Raw genomic sequence first — 21,358 nt, 5'->3', positions numbered from 1 at the left:
AAATGTAAGATTTCTAGATAATAATAGCAAATTATTAATTCGTATATTGTCATATTATGTCGAATGAAAATAAAAAAAAGACAACCTAAGGTACCTTCCTCTGACGTGAACCCGCTTAATATTAATAATATTTATTAGGACTCCTATCCGAATATTATTTAATATGTAAAGATAAAAGCTGACATTAATTCTAGGATGATAACACCAGCTGAACGGAATGGAATAAGCCAGTCGGCCTTCTTCAAACAGGTCAAAAATGGTATGAATTCATATGAAACAGCAAAGAAGGGAAAAGTGTACGCAGTGCATTTGGAATTAGTGAGAAAGAAAGGCAGTAAGAACGTTACTTTTTACTCAAGGGTTAAACGAGGGATGCAGATGCTACCTACTAGGAATAAAGCTCCAAGCAAAATTAAAGAATCAACTAAAACCAAGAACCGGTTTATCTGAGGCTTTCGAAATTTCTTTAGTATGCTAAAAACAGCACTCATTCCGAAACAAATATATTACAAAATCATTATTGTCTCTAATATATTGATAATTTAATTATATGCTGAAAAATATGTACATATAAATTTTAAAAAAGTCCTTATTTGAATAAAAAATGGTCCTTAAATTACGTAAGAACCCCATAATCGAAGAAAAAAGTCGTATGTGAAACCACGTGGGAATCACAATAATATTTTAAAACCTAAATATATAGTTGTCTATACACAGTTGAACAAAATAGTTATTAAAACGAAGAAGCTCTAGATTTAGGGATCTAGAGCTTCTTGTGTTGGTATAACCCACACGGTTTATGAAAAGAAAAGAACTTACTGAAGATAACACATGAATGTTTCATAAATGTATCAAAAATGTGAACAAAATAGCCATTTTATGTAGTTGAGTAGGTAAGATGAGGAAAACGTCCATAACGGTTGCTTTTTTCATAGTTATATAGAAATTACACATTAAACGTATTTAATGAGTCATCTAGGTATAAAGATAATCGATAATCATACAATGATATGGAAGGGTCTTTTCTAACGTGTTAGTTACCTCAAAGTATATGTATCTTTTGGCGCCTGGGCGAGGGTGCTTTTTTTGCACATTCTGATAAGGACAAGCATATAATGTAATAGGACGAGTTCTTCGTGTCCTATTCAATGCTCAGAATAAACCCCAATTCACATTGAGAGCGCCAATAGCGAGGGTGCTCTCTTTATATTGAAAATAAAACATAAATATATATAATATGATTAATGGATTTTCATTTTAATCTGAGGGGTACAAATTCGATGCGACGTAAAAAGGATTTGTTGAAACAATGGAAGGTAGATTTGCAGGCTGTTCAAGAAGAAAAGAGGATGAAGAAAAAGACTAAGAATAAGAAATATAGCATCCCTGGTAATACAGCTGGATTCATGAATGGGAAGAATACTTATCGTAAAGAGAATGGGGTATGGAAACAAAGAAATAAATAATGTGAGGATATAATGATTTTGATTAAGTGTATAGCAATTATCGTAGGCGCTGCCGTGATCTGGGTGGCGTCTTGTTTGCTGTTAAGGAAAGATAAGGCGTGAGATAGACTTGCAAATTGAAATATTATTAGTTTAAAACATGGGCTAATAAACAAACTATTTCTACCTTTTAGTCATAGAATATGATGAATTCTATTTTAGAGGAGGGAATCATATCTATGGGATGGGATAATAATTTTGGACATTCTCGAGATTGTAATAGATTTTGGGATGATTTAGTATTTTGCGGTTGCGGCCGTAGACGAAGAAGAAACGATTTTAACGACTGTCATTGTAGACGTGACTGCGATTGTGATGAGTGTCGTCGTAGACGTAATCATGACCGCGATCGTGAGCATGATCATGGTGACCATCGAGATTGGTAAAGTCTTTTGAAAGAGTGCATATTTTAATAGCACTCTTTTTTATTATTTTTTTAATTACTAATTATTAACTAGAAGGATGCAGTTTCGATTTTATTTAACATTTTACAAAACAAACGAACACAAAGAACGAAAATAAATTTCAACTGTCTAAAAGTTGATGCTTTTAGATGATGTGGGAAAATGCTGTGAAAAATTATTGAAATCATACCTTATATTTATCTAAGAGTTAGTCTGAAATAGAGTATATAAAACAATGATAAATTTTAAATAATATTAGGGGATGACTGATGAAATTAGTGTGATATGTACGAGCTAGTATAAGAGAGCAAGATTTAGAATTGCAATTTAACACGGGAGAAACTTATGGTTCTACAAAAATATTCACTGGAAAGTAGAATGGAGCGAAAAATCTTAAGGAAATATAAAGTTGTTGAAATTTTTATGTGAATTCATTAATATGTAATTGTATTTATTGTTTATTTGATTCTGTTTATTCTCACACTTTATGAGTTGTGGTTGAGCTGTAGAAGCAAGCTGAGTCTTGTTTTAATTCTGAAAGGGCTTCTTTGAGCCGATTAGTGTATATATAGCTTATTTTGCTATATACATTTTTAATCGACTTTAAGAAGTCCTTTTTGTGTTGTTTCCAAATCTGTTTGATTGGAGAACCCATTATCACATTGGGAAAAAATTTTTATTTAGGGGACTTAATTATGATTATCTGTTATGAAGTATCATTATTTTATTCTGCACATCCAGATGGTCCTATTCAAAGTTTACGTGCATTACAAGCACTTAATCCGATAAAAGAGGGTGTATTCTCTTTAACAGGTGTCAGCGTATCGTAATGAATAATTTACAGAACCATATGGAAATATGTAGTCAGAGGGAATGACAGAAATCCGTAGTGAAGAATTACTATGAATTTCTATCTTTTATTTTATCAGGAGCAATAAAGACACGTATGGAACGTAAGATTGACAAAGAATTCAAGAGATTTACACAAATGTTGGCTTATTTTTATGAAAAATAGGTGGAAAATTTGATGGAATGTCTTATCGAGCGAAAGTGTCTGTGTACTTTGTGATACAACAATTTAGTTAGATAAGAAGAGAAGCAAAAAGTATTAGTCTACAAATCACAAGATGTTTGCTAGAGCATTTGAAGCATACGTAGAATCGGATTTGCAAGATCAAGAACATAGAAATGATTATTTAGTTTGTAATGCGTATCCTTTTGTATATCCATTAGGTGATTATACGTAATATCCTAATGTAATTATAAAAAGTTTAACGGAAGTAATAGTCCCATATATAATAAACAGTATATAAGGAGTGGGGAAAAATGAATTATAACATTCAAAAAGGACAGTTTCGTTTAACAAGTGCTTATCCGAGAGGTAGCTGGTGGGAGTTTTATCGTATACCTTGTCCAGTTTGTTATGATACAGGTAATTGTATGCTGCACGTTTCGCAAGATAAGGTAGCATGTACACGTGTAGAAAGTAAATGGATTTATGGAAAAAACACGGGTAATCCAAGCTACATTCACTACATAAAAGGAAAAGATAAATATCAATTGCCTGAGGTGGATGAAATTCAGATTCATGATAAGAAAAGTAATGAGGAATTAAATGTGTTTAATCGTAAATTAATGGAGTTCATATCATTAAAAGAGCATCATCATGCACATTTATTAAGAGATAGAAAAATGAGCGAGGAACAAATACAAGTACGTCATTATCGTTCTTTCTTAAAACAACAAATTGTGTTAGAGGATGATAATACGTATACGACTGTTTGGGAGCAGCTATTTAAACAGATGGGGAATAAAAATTGCTGGCAGGGGATCCCGGGTTTCTATGAGATGAAGAAAGGTCAACTTTCTCTTCGTTTGATGTCAGGCTCTCCTGGTATGTTGATTCCTTTTCGGAATCAGTACAATCAAATTGTTGGATGGCAAGTTCGTGTGGATGAAGTGAAAAACTCCGTTCATGTGAAATCTGCACCTACTGGAGTTCAAACAGAATTAATCGAACAGCCTAATGTTGTGAAGATAACTAAAAATGGTAATTGTATCTTTGAAGGCGAACTAGAAGTGAGCAAAAAGGTAGAGATTCCATTTCAAGAGGGACAAATTGTTGTAAAGATACATAAAGGGCAAAAATATCTCTGGCTCTCATCAGCAAACAAAAATCATGGAACTGGGGCAGGCGGTAGTGAAAATCCACTTCCTGTGCATGTGGCGGTACCAAGTTCTCATTTAAAACATTGGAATTCTGGTACACTTCATCAAACTAAATCAGTAATGATTACAGAGGGAGCTATGAAAGCAGATCTGGTTGCTGATTTGCTTTCAGAGAGATTTAATAAAGAGGAGCTTTCTGAAATAGGAACAACCGTTCTTGCGATTCCTGGTGTAAATGCTTGGCGAATTACTATGCCTGTATTAAAGGATATGGGTGTAGAAAATGTCTATTTAGCGTTTGATGCCGATTTAGTAGAGAATCAAAAAGTAAGAAAAGCTCTTATAGACTTTGCGACAAAGTTAAAGACAGAGGGCTATAACGTAATCGTAGCTGCATGGAACCCAGCACAAGGTAAGGGGCTGGATGATGCAATGCAAGCGGGATTTAAACCTGTATTTCAGATATTGTGAAATTTAAAAATGTATAATTACAACAAAGTCGTGGACTATACAAGAAAGTTGTAGACTTTACAACAAAGTTATGGACTTTACAACAAAGTTGTACATTAATGAATATAATGGCTCTACAAATTATATAGATAAAAAGCATGGCTATTTTTAGACCGTGCTTTTTTATTTTTATGAATTAAATATAATAAATCAATTTTTTGTTAACTTAAAAGAAAGTTGTACAATTCAAAACAAAGTTATACAATTCAAAACAAAGTTGTACACTTATTGTGAAGTTAAGAGAAAATAATACATAATAAAAAGCATGATATATAATTGTCATGCTTTTTATTATGCTCAGAGTATTAAATGAAAACAATTTTAAAGTAATAAAAACACATTAAAAAATTGTCAAAACGACCATCATTTTTTAAAAAAAGGTGGAATTAGCAATGAAGTATGTTCATGTTGGTATAAATGTTACTGATTTAGAGAAGTCTATTGAGTTTTATGAAAAGGTATTTGGTGAATCACCAGTTAAAGTGAAAATAAATTATGCGAAATTTTCAATATAAATCACGGGGATTTCATATATGTTTGCTTTTACGCCAATAAGAATGAAGACTTTCTTATGTGAAAAATGCACCTCAATTGTTAGAGGGTATTAACGATTGAGGTGCATTTTAAAATCTAGGGAGTTTATTTTGTAAAACAAATAAACTATTTAACAAGATGAAGATGGTGGTATGCTTTGAGGGAAACGAAATAAGTTTTCAGGGTCATACTTCGCTTTTACTTTTCGAAGTTTTTCAAAGTTCGATCCATAATATGCTTTTCCGAAATCTTCAATATTTTGATCCGGAACATTCACATAAGAACCTGTTACATATGGTCGTATCAGCTGGCGTACCCTTTCAACTGATGCCAGATTTGAAGCTTCTTCTGATTTGTTTTTCCAACTAGCAGTCCATTCCGTATAAAACAATGGACTTCGCCAAAAGAAAGCTGTTTTACTGCTAGGTACTTTACTTATAGCACCACCCCAATTTATAAAAAAGAAATTGGCTTCTGTCCCAGTAGCTTCTTCTAAAAATTTTCTCATTATCGAAATAGGTTCTTCTGACCAAAGATCAAGTGCCCAAGCCGAAGAAAACTTAACACTCTGATCAGATCTACCAGGTATTGGTTCATCTGGATCTAAAAAATCTATAGCATCTGGATAAGGTAAAGTTTCTATAACTATTTGTGTTGGGGTTCCAATACTAGTTAAAGGTTCTAATAATTCGATTGCTTCATCTTTTGAACCTAAGAAAATACCTTCAGCATGACATAATCCATTTACTTTGCTATAAATCTCGAGTAAGCATCCTAATCGTGAATCTACAAACGGCGCCCATTCTTGCCAAGCTCTAAACACCGATTCAAATTGTTCCCACGGCCAAATAATATTGAAGACGGTTGCTGTTTTAGGGGCACGACGAACTTTAAAAGTGTATTCAGTATTATATCCAAAATTACCGCCTCCACCACCTCTAGAAGCCCATAGTAAATCTTCGTTGTTACAATGATCCGCTTGAAGAATTTCGCCTTTCGCATCTACCATTTCCAATGCAAGAAGGTTATCACTTATAAGACCAATCGATCGTGAAAGTACTCCAAATCCACCACCCATCGTAATTCCTCCGATTCCAACCGTTGGGCTATCTCCAAAAGGAGCCATAAAACCTTCACGAGCTAATCCTTTTACTAATGGGCCAACGTGAATTCCTGTTTGAACGGTTGCAATCGCATTTTTTTTATCTAAAGAAACTTTATTCATGTCACTCACATCAATAACAAGTCCTCCATTTACTACTGAAAGGTTTTTATCTAGAGCATGTCGACCACTTCTGACACGTAAGGGAACTTTATTCTCACGAGCCCATTTAATAGCAATACTTACATCGCCTGAATCTTGTGCAAAAACAAAGACGAGAGGAAAGACATCAACATAAGGATTCCAATTTTTAACTGCTTCTAAATAACCTGGATCTCCTTTGAAGATTACTCGTCCTGTTAACTGTGTTGATCCCATATATTCCACTCCCTATAAAAAGTAAATTATGGATCTTATTTAGCAACGGTACCAAATTACGTAATTAAACCAGATATCAAACATAATGGGAAAAACTCAAATCGTACGGATTTTCCAATCATATCTCAGGAGTAATTTTCAGTTTTAGAATATTCTCTAAGTAATACTAGTGGACATCAGAGCTGTAAAGATTAGTAATTTATGCCCTTATTACTTAAAAAATTTCATTGCTACAGCCCCTATTATTTATATATGAGTAAAGAGTTAATATTATTAACGGAATTGTTGAAGCCCTTATTGGTGTAGAATATTTTTTACAAATTTAAGGGCAAGAAACCACTATAGATTAGGGGAGTATCGTTAGAAAAATATACGAACTTACAATGTGATATAGATAAGTACATTTGGGATGTACTTACAGTGCTAACAAGTTTGCAAACGAACTTGCTAACACATGGACAGAATAGACATAAATTATCGCTGATATGTCGCTTTAAAAAACAGACTTAATCAAGTAGATAATACTAGTATGAAATGCTCATAAAATCATTCGTGATATTAAAAATATGTTAGGAGCCTTTATTTAGTAATAGATAGCATTGTGCCTATTAAGAGATTGGCATCGGTGTTGGAGTAACGTTTATACCATCTTTCTTATACTGTTTATCAACGTATACCTTTATAAACTAAATGCTTTTTACAACTAATAAATCAATTTTTTTTGATTTATTAGTTGTAAAAGTAATGAAATGCGTATATATTATAAATATCAAAAAAAATTGATGAAAGGAAATTACCATGAAAGAAATTAAATTGTACACTCAATCAACTACCCAAACCTTTGAAACGTATGAAAAGAAGTTTAAAGCATTGGCAGATCGAAAAAGGTTACACATTTTGTACGAATTGTGTCAGCGTGGAGAAACTTGTGTATGTGATTTAACAGGTGTTCTTGAATTACCACAATCAAAACTTTCATATCATTTAAAACTTTTACTTGATGCGAACCTTATTACGAAAGAAACAAAAGGAACATGGAGTTACTATAATATTAATAAAAAAGAAGTAGATGCACTATTATCTGAGCAATTATGCTGTATATTTCGTCCTATGTCATAACTTTGGTTGGGACGAAATAGCATTTTAATATATCTTAAATCAATTTTTTTTGATTAACATAACATTTTGATAAGTGATTAAACTTGAATAATCACTCTGGCTTTTAAATCAATTTTTTTTGATTTAAAGAATCCAATTAAGGAACTACACTTACTATATTAGATAAAATAAGGAGGTTTTTTCATGAAACCTATTCAACTTTCATTCAAAGTACAAGAGTGTTGCGGAACAGAAAATCAAACATTACAAAACAATACTGGTATGCAGAGAATAAAACAGTTACCAATAGCAATTATTGGGGGCGGACCCGTAGGTTTGGCAGCTGCAGCACACTTAGCAAAACAGGGTGTATCATTTATCTTATTAGAAGCTGGAGAAAAAATAGGATCAAACATTCTTACATGGGGCCATGTGCGGTTATTCTCACCTTGGCAATATAACATAGATAAAGTAACTCTAGCTCTTCTTGAACAACACGGTTGGGAATCACCAGACATAAACGCATTACCAACAGGAAGAGAAATTGTAGAACAATACTTACAACCGCTTGCGAACCTTCCAGAAATTAAACCATTTATCCATTTGAATACTAAAGTACTATCTATAGGTAAGAAAGATACAGATAAAATGAAAACAACGAATCGTGAAAAAATGCCATTCATGATCTATACAGAAAAAGAAGGTAAACTTCAAGTTTATGAAGCTAGAACGATATTAGATGCTTCAGGTACGTGGGGAAATCCAAATCCGGCAAATTCTAATGGTATCTGGTTGAAAGAAGAGAAATCCCTTAACGAGCATATTTTTTATGGTATTCCAGATATTTTAGGAAACGAACAAAAGCGATATGCCAATAAGCATGTAGCTGTTGTTGGAAGTGGTCATTCTGCAATCAATGCTTTATTAGAGTTGGCAAAATTAAAGGAATCCTATCCAGGGACTAAGATTGTATGGATTATGAGAAAGCAACGTGTGGAAGAAGCATACGGAGGAGAGGAAAAAGATGCTCTTGAAGCACGAGGAACCTTAGGTAGCCGCATTCATCAATTGGTTGATGAAGGAATCGTGGAAGTAATGACACCATATAAAATTCAATACGTAGTTAGTACAAAAAACGGAATGGACATTGTAGGTCATCAAGATGAGAAAGAAATAAAAATTACTGATATCCATGAGATGATTGTAAATACAGGGAATCGCCCTAACTTATCTATGATAAGTGAAATACGTACTTCTATTGATACTGCTACTGAAAGTGTAGGGGCTTTAGCACCACTAATCGATCCTAACCTTCATAGTTGTGGCACTGTTCGCCCCCATGGTGAAAAAGAGCTTCGACACCCAGAGAAAGGTTTCTATATTGTAGGTTCAAAAAGTTATGGAAGAGCGCCTACTTTCCTTATGGCGACAGGCTATGAACAAGTTAGATCTATAGTTGCTTACCTTACTGGTGATTATGAGGCAGCTGAAAAAGTAGAACTTGATTTGCCAGAGACTGGTGTTTGTAGTGTGAATTTAAAGCCTAATAAAGTAGATGATTCATGTTGTGGTACAGAATCTTGTTGTTAAGGAGAATAACTGTAAGGAGGAGTAATTTATATTACTCCTCCTTACAGAATAATTAAGTTTGAAAGGAGAACACAATGAAATGGTTATTAATCATGCGGGTAATTTAAAGAAAGACTATTTTGTATCCTATATAAGATTAATAATGAATGCCCACCAATGTAATGTTGAAAATGCAAAGGATTATGTTTTTCAAAGTATGTTCAGACTCGAAAAAAACAGTTTAGGAAAGAAAACTTATCAGAGTTTCCTTGAAGCGTATCGAGAATTAAAAGAATCTAATTAAATAAGTAAAGCAAAGGTGGGATAAAGATGAAAGAAATATTAGATTCCATTGTAATTGGAGGAGGGCAAGCTGGTCTTGCGTCTGGTTATCACCTTCAAAAAAAAGGATTACAGTTTTTAATATTAGAAGCGAGTGAGCGGACAGCTGGGTCTTGGGCTTACTATTATGACAGTCTGAAATTGTTTTCTCCCGCACGTTTTTCATCGTTACCTGGAATGCAATTCCCAGGGCATCCTGATGATTATCCCACGAGGAACGAAGTGATTGATTACTTGCAAAAATATGTGGACAATTTTCAGCTACCAATTATGTTAAATCAGCGAGTAGAATCTGTAGAAAAAGAAGATGGAATATTTAAAGTTCAAACAGTCTCTGGAAAGACATTTTTGACTAGAACTATTATAAATGCAACTGGTTCTTTTCACAGTCCGTCTAATCCGATAATAAAGGATCAAGAGAAATTCAAGGGAAATATTATACATTCCGCTATGTATCGGAGTCCGAATCATTATATTAATCAAAGAGTAGTGGTGGTGGGGCGGAGAAATTCAGCTGTCCAAATTGCGCTCGAACTGGCCGATGTAAGTAAAGTATCTTTAGCTGTACGAAAGCCTGTTCAACTTATGAAACAAAAAGTGTGGGGGAATGACTTACATTTTTGGCTTAAGGTATTAGGCATAGATACCTTTCCGTTTTGGCGATTTGGAAAAACAGCACCGAGTTCAGGTGGAGTCATCGATTTAGGTGATTACAAGGAACGATTAGCTAGGGGGAATCCAGATCAAAGACCTATGTTTACATCTTTTTACACTGATGGTGTAGTTTGGCCTGATGGGAAGAAGGAGCCAATCGATACGGTCATTTTTGCAACGGGCTATCATCCTAATCTCTCTTATTTCAATTCTATTGGAGCACTGGACTCAGAAGGAAGACCTATGCAAATAGCTGGTGTAAGTACAGAAGTTCAAGGGGTATATTATGTTGGTTTGGAAGGTCAACGTTCGTTTTCTTCTGCGACATTAAGGGGAGTTGGGGCGGATGCTAAATTTGTTGTGAGGAAGCTAATAAACTACTTAAAAATATGAGGTGAATAAGGGAGAGATAAATATGGGGATTAGAAAAGCAACCGAACAAGATGTACAAGAAATTATGACTATTTATAATGAGGGTATTGAGGATCGTATTGCAACTTTAGAGACAGAAATAAAAACAGATACATATGTGATGGAATCGCTGTTTAAAAGAGAAAATAGATATTCGGTAATTGTTATGGAAGAGAATTCACATATTGTCGGTTGGGCTTCCATCAATCCATATAGTCATCGATATGCTTATCGAGGGGTAGGTGAACTATCTATATATATAAAGAGAGAATATCGTGGTAAAGGTTTGGGACAGAAATTACTTTTAGCTTTAGAAAAGACCGGACAGCAAAATGAATTCTATAAATTTGTTTTATTTACCTTTTCTTTTAATAATCTAGGGCAAGGGCTATATCGTAAAATGGGTTATCGTGAAGTAGGAGTGTTTGAAAAGCAGGGAATAATGGACGGCGAGCATGTAGATGTGATGATCATGGGAAAATTGTTAACTGCAGAATAAATAAAGTTGTATCTGAAATATAAATGGTAAAGGTATTTACACATTTGCAGGGTATGTGAATACCTTTATAACGTAATTATTTACATATACCTCGAATCCTTAAGCATAGTTCAGATAAGTAAATCCTCATTTAAATTAGTAGGGGTTTTATAAAGTTTATCACCCTTTATATAGACATATAATTATTTACTTATGATATGATTTAAAAAAACACCTAAGAATTATCTATTAAAAAATGGGGGGATAGGATTGTTAGATCAATTGCTAATTTTAGGTATATATCTTTTGATTATTTACATGTGTTCATATGTTACGCTCGAATATAGGAAAAATAAAATTAGTAAGCAACATTTTCTGATATGGTTGATATTTATCTTTTTAACAGGACCTATAGGATTTATCGTGTATATCTTTTGGGATAAGAAAAAGAGTACAAATTTTAAATAAGGAAATCGAATGTAAAGATTCTGTAAAGGTGAGATTTTTCAGTTGAACATATAAGCAAATAGTTATATACTTATTTTGAAAGTGAGAATAAGGTAACTTGAAGGAATAATACATTTTATTTTTACACAACATATAAGCATATGCTTATGTAATTATAATGAGGTAGGTGTAGATATGGAAAAAACAGTTGTAGAAGTAACAAGAGCATCTCAATTATTGAAACTATTAGGAGATAAAACAAGATTAACAATTGTATCAATCCTTAAACAACGTGAATGCTGTGTTTGTGAACTTCTCGAAGTATTTGATATGAGTCAACCTTCTATCAGTCAGCATCTTCGAAAGTTAAAGGATTTAGGTTTAGTGCAGGAAGAGCGTAGAGGTCAGTGGATTTATTATTCTTTAAATCAAGCAAGTGATTTATACACGCTTTTAGAAGATATTTTAGCACATGTACCAGATCAAACAGAGAAAATTAAACAAATTGTGAAGAGCAACCCTACACTCCGGTGTGGTTGTTAATAAATAGTTAGAAAGGGAAGTGAGAAGGATGAGCAACACGGGGAAAAAACGTCTGTCTTTCCTAGATCGATATCTAACCCTATGGATTTTTCTTGCGATGGCAGTAGGGATTGGAGTTGGATATCTATCGCCTGGATTCGTTGATGGAATGAATAGTTTACAGGTAGGAACAACGTCTATTCCACTTGCGATTGGCCTAATTTTAATGATGTACGCACCGCTTGCAAAAGTTCGCTACGAAGAGATGGGGCGCGTTTTTAAAGATGTAAAAGTATTAGTATTATCACTGGTACAAAACTGGATTATCGGTCCGGTTTTAATGTTTGCTTTGGCTGTTATATTCTTACCAGATAAGCCAGAATATATGGTGGGCTTAATCATGATAGGTTTAGCTCGTTGTATTGCGATGGTTATCGTATGGAATGACTTAGCAAAAGGTGATACAGAATATGCGGCTGGATTAGTAGCATTTAACTCTGTATTCCAAATGTTATTTTTCTCAGTATATGCTTATGTGTTTGTAACAGTTATTCCAGAATGGTTAGGAATTGAAGGTGCTGTTGTAGATATAACAATGGCAGAGGTTGCAAAATCAGTGTTTATATATTTAGGAATCCCATTCATCGCAGGAATGCTAACACGCTTAATTTTTGTAAAAACGAAAGGACGAGAATGGTATGAAAAAGTATTCATTCCAAAGATTAGTCCAATTACTTTAATCGCATTACTATTTACAATCATTGTAATGTTCTCTCTAAAAGGAGAAGTGATTGTTAGCGTACCATTTGATGTTGTACGTATTGCAATTCCATTACTCATTTACTTTGTAATCATGTTCTTTGTCTCTTTCTTTATGGGCAAAAAAATCGGTGCGAGTTACGGGGTATCAACAACATTAGCGTTTACGGCTGGAAGTAATAACTTTGAATTAGCGATTGCGGTAGCTGTAGGTGTATTTGGGATTCAGTCAGGCGCAGCGTTTGCAGCAGTAATCGGACCTTTAGTTGAGGTGCCAGTTATGATAGCACTTGTAAATGTAGCACTTTGGTTCCAACGTAAATACTTTCAAACACAATAAAAATAAACATTCATAAATAAAGGTGGAATTATCATGGAAAACAAGAAAACAATTTACTTTTTATGCACAGGAAACTCATGTCGTAGCCAAATGGCAGAAGCTTGGGGTAAAAAATATTTAGGTGACAAATGGAATGTACTTTCTGCTGGTATTGAGGCACACGGAGTAAATCCGAATGCAATTAAAGCAATGAAAGAAGTAGACATCGATATTACGGACCAAACATCTGATATCATTGACCGTGATATTTTAGACAAAGCAGATTTAGTTGTAACACTTTGTGGTCACGCAAATGATGTATGTCCGACAACACCACCACATGTAAAACGAGTTCACTGGGGATTTGATGATCCAGCGGGTCAGGAATGGTCTGTATTCCAAAGAGTCCGTGATGAAATTGGCGCACGCATTAAAAATTATGCTGAAACAGGAGAATAATTGAAAATAAAATAGGCCGAGAATTCTTTCTCGGCTTTTTTATAAAGAAGGGGAGAAATCAGAGATGAAAAAGATTGAAATTTTTGATCCTGCAATGTGTTGTTCTACTGGAGTTTGCGGTCCAAGTGTTGATCCAGAGTTAATTCGTATTTCAGTTGCTGTTAACAACTTGAAGAATAAAGGAATTGATGTGACTCGTTATAATTTGGCAAGTGAACCAGATGCATTTGCCAATAATGTTGTTATTAGTCAACTATTAACAGATAAAGGACCAGACGTGTTGCCTGTAACCTTGGTAGATGGAAAAGTAGTAAAAGAAAAAAGTCACCTGACAAATGAAGAACTTACACAATTAACAGATATAACAGTAGAAGAGTTGAGTCAAAAGCCAGTCGTACGTTTAAAGTTAAACGTGAAAAAATAGAGAAAGAAGTGAAAGGCAATGATAAACTTATATAACCCAAACACAATAGCATTCACACCATTTTTGTTCTTTACTGGTAAAGGCGGAGTAGGAAAAACATCTACTGCATGTGCAACAGCTATTACGTTAGCTGATATGGGGAAACAAGTTTTATTAATAAGTACTGACCCAGCTTCTAATTTACAAGATGTGTTCGAAATAGAACTTACGAATAAACCGAAAGAAATTCCAAGTGTTCCAAATCTACAAGTAGCAAACTTAGATCCTGAAACAGCAGCACATGAATATAAAGAACGTGTTGTTAGTCCATACCGTGGAAAGCTCCCTGATGCTGTTATTGCAACGATGGAAGAGCAATTATCTGGAGCTTGCACAGTAGAAATGGCCGCATTTGATGAATTCTCTACGTTACTTACAAATAAAGAATTAACAGCAAAATTCGATCACATTATATTTGATACAGCACCAACAGGTCATACGCTACGTCTTCTTCAACTTCCTACGGCTTGGAGTGGTTTCCTAGAAGAAAGTACTCATGGAGCTTCTTGTTTAGGACCATTAGCAGGACTTGGTGATAAAAAAGAGTTATATAGTCAAACGGTCCAGGCACTATCTAATCCGAACCAAACGATGTTATTGCTTGTTACACGACCAGATAGTTCTCCATTACAAGAAGCAGAACGAGCAGCGCATGAATTAAAAGAAATTGGTGTTAGTAATCAATTTCTACTTGTAAATGGGATTTTGAAAGACTATATGCAAAGTGATAATGTCTCAAATGCACTGTTTAAGAGACAATCACGCGCGTTAGAAAACATGGCAAAAGAATTAAAAGATCTTCCTACTTATGAAATTCCATTAGTACCGTTTAATGTTACTGGGATAGAGAATATGAGAAAACTGGTTCAACCAATGGAAAATCTCTCGATTTCAGATGAAGAAACAAATACCGTCTCTATTCCTTCACTTCAGACATTGATTACTAATCTTTCAGAATCAGGAAAACGAGTAATTTTTACAATGGGAAAAGGTGGTGTCGGAAAGACTACGGTAGCTTCAGCAATTGCAGTAGGTCTGGCGGAAAAAGGACACCATGTACACCTAACTACAACTGATCCCGCAGCACATATTGATTATGTCATGCATGGAGAACAAGGAAACATTACGATAAGTCGAATTGATCCAAAAGTAGAAGTTGAAAACTATCGTAAGGAAGTCATAGAGCAAGCAAAAGATACAGTTGATGAAGAAGGTTTAGCGTATCTTGAAGAGGACTTACGTTCTCCTTGTACGGAAGAGATTGCAGTCTTTCGTGCTTTGGCCGATATTGTTGAAAGAGCTAATGATGAAATTGTAGTAATTGATACAGCACCAACAGGTCATACATTATTGTTACTAGATGCAGCACAAACGTATCATAAGGAAATTGCACGTTCTACGGGTGAAGTACCACAGTCTGTGAAAAACTTATTACCACGTTTGCGTAATCCAGAAGAAACAAGCGTTGTAATTGTAACACTTGCAGAAGCAACACCAGTTCATGAAGCGAGCCGTCTACAAGAAGACTTAAAACGTGCGGACATTAATCCGAAATGGTGTGTTATCAATCAAAGTTTTTACGCAACACATACAAGTGATTTCGTGTTAAGAGGAAGAGCACAGTCCGAAATACAGTGGATTCAAGAAGTACAAAAGGAATCACAAAATAACTGTGTTATCATCCCTTGGCAATCGGAAGATATTGTAGGATATGAGAAGCTTAAAGAGTTAGTAAAATAAAAAATTCTAATTAGTTACTGTGAAGGGGAGAAATAATAATGAATATTACAGATAAAGCAAAAGAGTTTATTGAAACTGCTATGAAAGAAAATGGTGTTACAACATTACGTTTTACATTTGATGGTGCTGGATGCTGTGGTCCTAGTTACGGTATTAATTTAGGCGAAGCAGAAGAAAGTGACATCACAGAAACAGTAAACGGTATTCAAGTCGCAATGGATCCAAAGGTAGCAGAAATCGTTAATACTTTAACATTAGACTATGTAGAAGATCAACAAGGCGCAGGACTTGTTATCAGTGGCGGATCTAACTGCTGCTAACTAATAATTGAAGGAGACTAACAAACATGACTAACTATCACGAACTAGTAAAAGGAAAAGTATATATTGGTGGAGTAGAAGCTATACAAGACGCAGTAAACAAGCACGGGATCACAGAGGTGTTTGATTTACGTGCTGGTGGAGAAGAACCAGAAGGGTTTCCGGCTGGAACTAAACGTCATGCTTATCCAATCGTAGAAGGTGTAGAAGGGCAAGATGAATCAGTAAGAAATGCAATTGCAGCGGTCAAGGAAGCTGTTGAACAAGATAAAAAAGTATTTTTCCATTGTTCTGGTGGACGTAATCGTACAGGTACAGTTGCTACGGGCTTATTGCTAGAATTAGGTCATGCTTCTAATGTTGAAGATGCGGAACAGCAAGTAAAGGCGATTCGTTCAATTATTGCAATTAAACCAGAGTTAAAACAAGTATTACAAAACCTATATCAAAGCTAAGAGTGAAACGGATATTTTATAAAAGATATCCGTTTTTTTATAAATAAGAATATGTATTGTACGCATAAAAACATCCGATAATGTAAATGATAAAATTTTTTTAAGGGGGGATATATAAATGCCAAAGCGTAAAAATGATTGGACGGACAAGAAAATAGAGAAGTATATAAAAGAAGGCAGAGGACAAGGTGAATTAAATAACTATAAACCCTGGTTAACGATACAAAATGTATCTTCAACGGGGAATAGCTCTCGTTTAATGGGATGGAAAACTAATAGGAGACATGAGTTTTTGTCAGATTTAGAGAGGGATTATTTTTTTATATTAGAATGGATAGAAGAAGTTATTGATATTCGTGAACAATTTCCATTAAATCGAGAATTGACATATAAAATTACTGAAGAGAAAGGGATACATCATCCTATTTGTAAAGGAACTGAAACGTTAATAGTTCTGACAACAGATTTTTTCCTGACGGTTCGAGACGGAAAAGAAATTAAATATATTGCTAGGACTATAAAACCTAGTAGTGAATTAGAAAATGAAAGAGTAATTGAAAAGTTTGAGATAGAAAGAGAATATTGGGAAAGGAAAGGAATCGATTGGGGAGTTGTAACAGAAAAGGATATTCCTGACATGATATGTCGGAATATTTCGTGGATTCATAAGCACTATTATCTCGAGGGAATTGAAGATGAAACTTTTGCGAAATTCTTTTTTAGTTACTTAATCACGTTTCAAAATGTGGATAAGAGCCTTATAGAAATCTGCAATGAGTTTGAAGAACAGTATAATTTGGAACAAGGTTCGTCAATTAATTATTTTAAATATTTAGTGGCTAGAAAGTTAATTTTTGTAGATATCAATAAGCAAAAATTAAATATGCGAGGTTTAAGTATAAGCGAACTAGCTTTTAGTGAAAGAGGCGATGAGAATTTTGATTACGCTATCAGTTAATGAAATCTTTAAATCAATTGATGATTCAAAGATATACAGACTACTCTGGATAGATGAAAGTAATGTTATTACGTATTTAATCGATGTATATGATGAAAAAGCTATGCCTTTTGTGGATACACTGAAAAGTCTTCAAGAAGGCTTTTCGAATGGACAATATATGAAAGTAAGCAATGATGAGGTATTTCCAGTTGTAATTCATCAAGAATTGACAGAAAAAGATATCCTTATGAGAGATAAGGCATGGAATATTATACAAGATTTAACAATTCAAGAACCTAACATTTATAAAAGAGATAAAAGAGGTACGTTAATTAGACAAACGAGAGGGAATTTTGGTTGCTCAAAGCAAACGATTTACAAATATTTAAAGCGGTATTGGCAAAGAGGAAAGGTCAGAGATAGCTTACTTCCTGATTTTAAAAATTGCGGTAATAAGGGGAAGTCGAAGAATTGGAGCGGAAAAAAGACGGGTAGACCGAGAATGACAAATAGCACAGGAATCAATATTACATCGGAATTAAAAGAAATATTCAAGAAATCTATACAAAATTATTATTTTACAAATCCAGAAAATACACTGACATTTACATACAAAATGATGATTAGGGATGCTTTTCAAGCAAGCATTCGTTATCAAGATGGAAGAAAGTATATTGTGATTGAAGACGCAGATACCGTTCCTACTTTTCGACAATTCTATTATTGGTTTCATAAAGAATATGGAGTTGAAGAAATTACGTCAGCTAAGCATGGGAGGAAGAAATTTGAAAGAGATCATAGAGCCGTTTTAGGTTCGTCTTCTTTTGAAGTTTTTGGACCAGGGTCCAGATATCAAATTGATGCGACAATCGCTAACGTATATATAGTTTCTCGTTATAATTCTGATTGGGTATTGAAGAGACCAACTATATACTATGTAACGGATGTCTTTACCCATTTAATTACTGGTTTTTATATTGGGATTGAAGGTCCCTCATGGACTGGAATGATGATGGCACTTTTGAATTCTACAGTTTATAAAAAGGACTTTTGTGCGGATTATGGTATTAATATTACAGATAATTGTTGGCCAGCAGCACATCTACCAGAGATTATTTTAGGAGACCGCGGAGAATTAGAAGGATATAATGTAAATCATTTGATACAAGGGCTTAATATTACAGTGGAAAATAATCCATCTTTTCGTCCAGACTGGAAAGGTATTGTAGAAAAATTATTTGATACATCTCAAGAAACAATACGCCCCTTTTTACCTGGATATGTTTCAAAAGATTGGGGTGAAAGGGGGGCAAAAGATCCACGTTTAGAGGCGAAACTCGATATAGAACAATATACAAAAATTATTATCAATTTTATTCTGCATTACAATAAAAATTTTTATATGAAGAATTATATACGGGACAAAGATATGATAGTTGATAATGTAAAACCAACACCAATTGAATTGTGGAAATGGGGAATAAAAAATCGCTCTGGGAAATTACGAGTCATTCATCCTGATATCATGAAATTTTATTTAATGCCGAGAGGTGTTGCTACAGTCACTGCAAAAGGAATCAGATTTGAAAAAATGTTGTATAGCTGTGACACGGCAATACAACAATCATGGTTTGCTACAGCAAGAACAAAGAAAAGTTGGAAAGTGGATGTTTCTTATGATCCTCGAAATATGAATAATATTTATATTCATACAAAGGATGAAAAGATATTTGAAAACTGCTATTTATTAAAACATCAAGAGCGGTATCAAGATAAAGCCTTAGAGGAGGTTAGACAGTTAAATAGCTTAGAAAGTAAAGGTTACAAAGAAGAAGAACATATATTACTACAAAATGAAATTAACTTTTTTGATAATATTCAATCTATTGTTAAAGAAGCTGTTAAGGAAGCAAGCAAAAAACAAACAAAGCATGTAACAAAGAAAAAGAAAATTAAAGACATTAAGCATCATACCCAATTGGAGAGAAAAATGCGAAGAACTAAGGAAGTATTTAAACTTGATAACAATGAAGAAGAGGCTCTACCAGAGGTTATTCATTTGGACAAACAACAAGAAGATGAATTCAAGCGTCGCTCAGTTAAAGAATTATTCAATAAAAGGAGGGGGCATAAGCATGAGTGACAATCTAAGAGAAATACAGTTAGATAATGGGACATACGCTGTTCTAGCTCATTATCAACAACAGCAATTAGTTGATTATCAGGGGAATCCGTTGATAGAAGCTTTACCTGGCATATTGTCATATGAAGAAGCTTTTGATCAACTTAGCTTTTTACCCAATTATCATGAAAAAGAAAGAAATTTATCAGATCATCATCGATTTCATGCTTTATTACGTTTAACTCGTTTTTTTCAACCAATCTCTCAAACATTAGACTTGGAAAGACGTTTTTCAAGATTTTTACGCTATGGATATGTGAATCGGAATCCTCTTCAAAAGCAACATGTTCAAGTACTAAATGAATTACATCATCAATTAGTAGAAAGAAATAATTTAAGTCTGCCGGCGGATATACGGGCTACTGCATCTAGTTTCACATTAATGGGTTTCTCTGGAATTGGAAAATCAACAGCTATAGAACGAATACTTTCATTATATCCTCAACTTATTATTCATAGATATCCCCTCAATACGCTTCAAATTGTTTGGTTAAAATTAAATTGCCCACATGATGGGTCGTTAAAGTCATTATGTCAAAACTTCTTTGACAAGATAGATCAATTAATTGGTACAAACTATCTCGAAAGTTATGGGAAATCCTCTAATTCTATAAGTTCAATGGTAACTAGGATGGGGCAAATTTCTAGATTACATTGTGTTGGTGCATTGATCATAGATGAAATTCAACATCTGTTGGCAGCGACAGGGGATGCCTCAGAGAAAATGATGAATTTTTTTGTTACTCTTATTAATGAAATTGGAATTCCGGTAATGATAATTGGAACCATGAGAGCTAGGAGCCTTTTACAAAAAGATTTTAGACAAGCACGTCGTGGTAGTGGACAAGGAGACATGGTCTGGCAACAAATGAGTAATAAAGAAGATTGGGAAGTTTTAATTACAAGTATGTGGGATTATCAGTGGACAAAGCAACATGTGGAACTAAATCAAGGTTTATTAGATGTTATTTACGAGGAAAGCGAGGGTATTACTGATATAGCTATAAAGTTGTTTTTACTAGCACAGGGGCGAGCGATTGAAACGGGCATTGAAAAAATTTCATCAGAACTAATCAGAAAAGTTGGTAAAGAAGATTTAAGACTTGTTCAACCTATGCTTCAAGCTCTTAAATCTGGTTGTGAAACAGAGATTGCAAAATATGAAGATATTGTATCGTTAGATATACAAGATTATATATTTAATAAACTTCCAGTAATTGATATGAGAGCTAAACTCCAAGATAAAAAAGAAAAAATCGCACAAGAGCGCCAGAAAATAGAACCAACAAAGGTAGAGAAATTGATTATTTCCCTTATAAACTTAGATATAAACGAGAAGGATGCAGAAAGAGCAATGAAATATGTATTAAATAAATCACCTAACTCTAAAATTAGTGAGTTGATGAAAGAAGCTTTACAATATATTAAGGATAAAGAGAACAAAAAGAAACAAGTTGTAGTAGAGGATAGAAATAAATTAAAGTGTATCATTGATGAAGGTAAAAAGAATAGAAAGTCTACGTATGAGGCTCTCAATGGTGAAGGATATATTAAGGACCCTTTAAAAGAATTTAATTATAAAGAATCAAGGTGATGTA

20 protein-coding genes and 2 pseudogenes are annotated in these 21,358 nt (G+C 34.0%); 21 read left to right on the top strand and 1 reads right to left on the bottom strand.

The window, feature by feature from the left end:
• Positions 1-1,280: 1,280 nt before the first annotated feature.
• The 6 genes and pseudogenes from ACUN13_RS26375 to ACUN13_RS26350 form a co-directional block, all read left to right on the top strand.
• Positions 1,281-1,466 carry a hypothetical protein gene (locus ACUN13_RS26375; RefSeq protein ID WP_001253140.1) on the top strand — a complete coding sequence of 62 codons (186 nt, stop codon included), beginning with the start codon at positions 1,281-1,283 and terminating at the stop codon, positions 1,464-1,466.
• A gap of 218 nt (positions 1,467-1,684) precedes the next feature.
• The gene (locus tag ACUN13_RS26370) at positions 1,685-1,891 is read left to right on the top strand and encodes a hypothetical protein (protein ID WP_002164663.1); all 207 of its coding nucleotides are present in this window, start codon (positions 1,685-1,687) and stop codon (positions 1,889-1,891) included.
• A 713-nt stretch (positions 1,892-2,604) separates the two neighbouring features.
• Entirely contained in the window at positions 2,605-2,739 is a 135-nt protein-coding gene (locus tag ACUN13_RS26365) for a hypothetical protein (RefSeq protein ID WP_000582546.1), read from the top strand.
• A 92-nt stretch (positions 2,740-2,831) separates the two neighbouring features.
• Positions 2,832-3,222: pseudogene (locus ACUN13_RS26360) on the top strand (LPD1 domain-containing protein); the annotation flags it as partial.
• Positions 3,223-3,235: 13 nt separating this feature from the next.
• Complete coding sequence (locus tag ACUN13_RS26355; protein ID WP_088344568.1) at positions 3,236-4,549, top strand: DUF3854 domain-containing protein; 1,314 nt, start codon at positions 3,236-3,238, stop codon at positions 4,547-4,549.
• A gap of 431 nt (positions 4,550-4,980) precedes the next feature.
• A pseudogene (locus ACUN13_RS26350) lies at positions 4,981-5,094 on the top strand (VOC family protein); the annotation flags it as partial.
• A gap of 158 nt (positions 5,095-5,252) precedes the next feature.
• On the opposite strand, the gene ACUN13_RS26345 reads toward ACUN13_RS26350, so the two are convergent.
• Positions 5,253-6,602, bottom strand: coding sequence for an FAD-binding oxidoreductase (locus ACUN13_RS26345; RefSeq protein WP_002151906.1), 1,350 nt, complete (start codon positions 6,600-6,602; stop codon positions 5,253-5,255).
• Positions 6,603-7,400: 798 nt separating this feature from the next.
• Here ACUN13_RS26345 and ACUN13_RS26340 point away from each other — a divergent pair.
• The 15 genes from ACUN13_RS26340 to ACUN13_RS26270 all read left to right on the top strand — a co-directional run bounded on the left by ACUN13_RS26340 (position 7,401) and on the right by ACUN13_RS26270 (position 21,354).
• The gene (locus ACUN13_RS26340; RefSeq protein ID WP_336590194.1) at positions 7,401-7,721 is read left to right on the top strand and encodes an ArsR/SmtB family transcription factor; all 321 of its coding nucleotides are present in this window, start codon (positions 7,401-7,403) and stop codon (positions 7,719-7,721) included.
• Positions 7,722-7,904: 183 nt separating this feature from the next.
• Entirely contained in the window at positions 7,905-9,290 is a 1,386-nt protein-coding gene (locus ACUN13_RS26335; protein ID WP_336590193.1) for an FAD-dependent oxidoreductase, read from the top strand.
• Positions 9,291-9,369: 79 nt separating this feature from the next.
• Positions 9,370-9,573 carry a hypothetical protein gene (locus tag ACUN13_RS26330; protein WP_000236376.1) on the top strand — a complete coding sequence of 68 codons (204 nt, stop codon included), beginning with the start codon at positions 9,370-9,372 and terminating at the stop codon, positions 9,571-9,573.
• A 26-nt stretch (positions 9,574-9,599) separates the two neighbouring features.
• Positions 9,600-10,658, top strand: a complete 1,059-nt coding sequence (locus ACUN13_RS26325) for a flavin-containing monooxygenase (protein WP_336590192.1) — start codon at positions 9,600-9,602, stop codon at positions 10,656-10,658.
• Positions 10,659-10,680: 22 nt separating this feature from the next.
• On the top strand, positions 10,681-11,175 hold the full coding sequence (locus tag ACUN13_RS26320; RefSeq protein ID WP_445424022.1) for an arsinothricin resistance N-acetyltransferase ArsN1 family A: 495 nt from the start codon (positions 10,681-10,683) through the stop codon (positions 11,173-11,175).
• A gap of 621 nt (positions 11,176-11,796) precedes the next feature.
• Complete coding sequence (locus ACUN13_RS26315; RefSeq protein ID WP_000416313.1) at positions 11,797-12,144, top strand: ArsR/SmtB family transcription factor; 348 nt, start codon at positions 11,797-11,799, stop codon at positions 12,142-12,144.
• A 28-nt stretch (positions 12,145-12,172) separates the two neighbouring features.
• Entirely contained in the window at positions 12,173-13,222 is a 1,050-nt protein-coding gene (gene arsB, locus ACUN13_RS26310; protein ID WP_409532537.1) for an ACR3 family arsenite efflux transporter, read from the top strand.
• 33 nt (positions 13,223-13,255) lie between these two features.
• Positions 13,256-13,660: an arsenate reductase (thioredoxin) gene (gene arsC, locus ACUN13_RS26305; protein WP_409532538.1), complete on the top strand. Its 405-nt coding sequence runs from the start codon at positions 13,256-13,258 to the stop codon at positions 13,658-13,660.
• A gap of 64 nt (positions 13,661-13,724) precedes the next feature.
• The gene (gene arsD / locus ACUN13_RS26300) at positions 13,725-14,084 is read left to right on the top strand and encodes an arsenite efflux transporter metallochaperone ArsD (RefSeq protein ID WP_000717836.1); all 360 of its coding nucleotides are present in this window, start codon (positions 13,725-13,727) and stop codon (positions 14,082-14,084) included.
• A gap of 18 nt (positions 14,085-14,102) precedes the next feature.
• Positions 14,103-15,863 (top strand): arsenical pump-driving ATPase, encoded by a 1,761-nt coding sequence (gene arsA, locus ACUN13_RS26295; RefSeq protein WP_409532539.1) that lies wholly within the window; start codon positions 14,103-14,105, stop codon positions 15,861-15,863.
• A gap of 38 nt (positions 15,864-15,901) precedes the next feature.
• Positions 15,902-16,183: a HesB/IscA family protein gene (locus ACUN13_RS26290; RefSeq protein WP_001027745.1), complete on the top strand. Its 282-nt coding sequence runs from the start codon at positions 15,902-15,904 to the stop codon at positions 16,181-16,183.
• Between the two features lie 26 nt (positions 16,184-16,209).
• Positions 16,210-16,638, top strand: coding sequence for a protein-tyrosine phosphatase family protein (locus ACUN13_RS26285; protein WP_409532540.1), 429 nt, complete (start codon positions 16,210-16,212; stop codon positions 16,636-16,638).
• 118 nt (positions 16,639-16,756) lie between these two features.
• The gene (locus ACUN13_RS26280; protein WP_409536216.1) at positions 16,757-17,596 is read left to right on the top strand and encodes a TnsA endonuclease N-terminal domain-containing protein; all 840 of its coding nucleotides are present in this window, start codon (positions 16,757-16,759) and stop codon (positions 17,594-17,596) included.
• Positions 17,577-19,721: a Mu transposase C-terminal domain-containing protein gene (locus ACUN13_RS26275; RefSeq protein ID WP_409532541.1), complete on the top strand. Its 2,145-nt coding sequence runs from the start codon at positions 17,577-17,579 to the stop codon at positions 19,719-19,721. The genes ACUN13_RS26280 and ACUN13_RS26275 overlap by 20 nt, the downstream gene beginning before the upstream one ends.
• Positions 19,714-21,354: an AAA family ATPase gene (locus tag ACUN13_RS26270; RefSeq protein WP_445424021.1), complete on the top strand. Its 1,641-nt coding sequence runs from the start codon at positions 19,714-19,716 to the stop codon at positions 21,352-21,354. Before ACUN13_RS26275 ends, ACUN13_RS26270 begins: the two co-directional genes overlap by 8 nt.
• Positions 21,355-21,358: the final 4 nt, after the last annotated feature.

It is taken from the genome of Bacillus cereus group sp. Bce041, from assembly GCF_052646455.1.
Note: the sequence above shows the minus strand (reverse complement) of the source record. Positions and strands in the feature narration are given on the sequence as shown.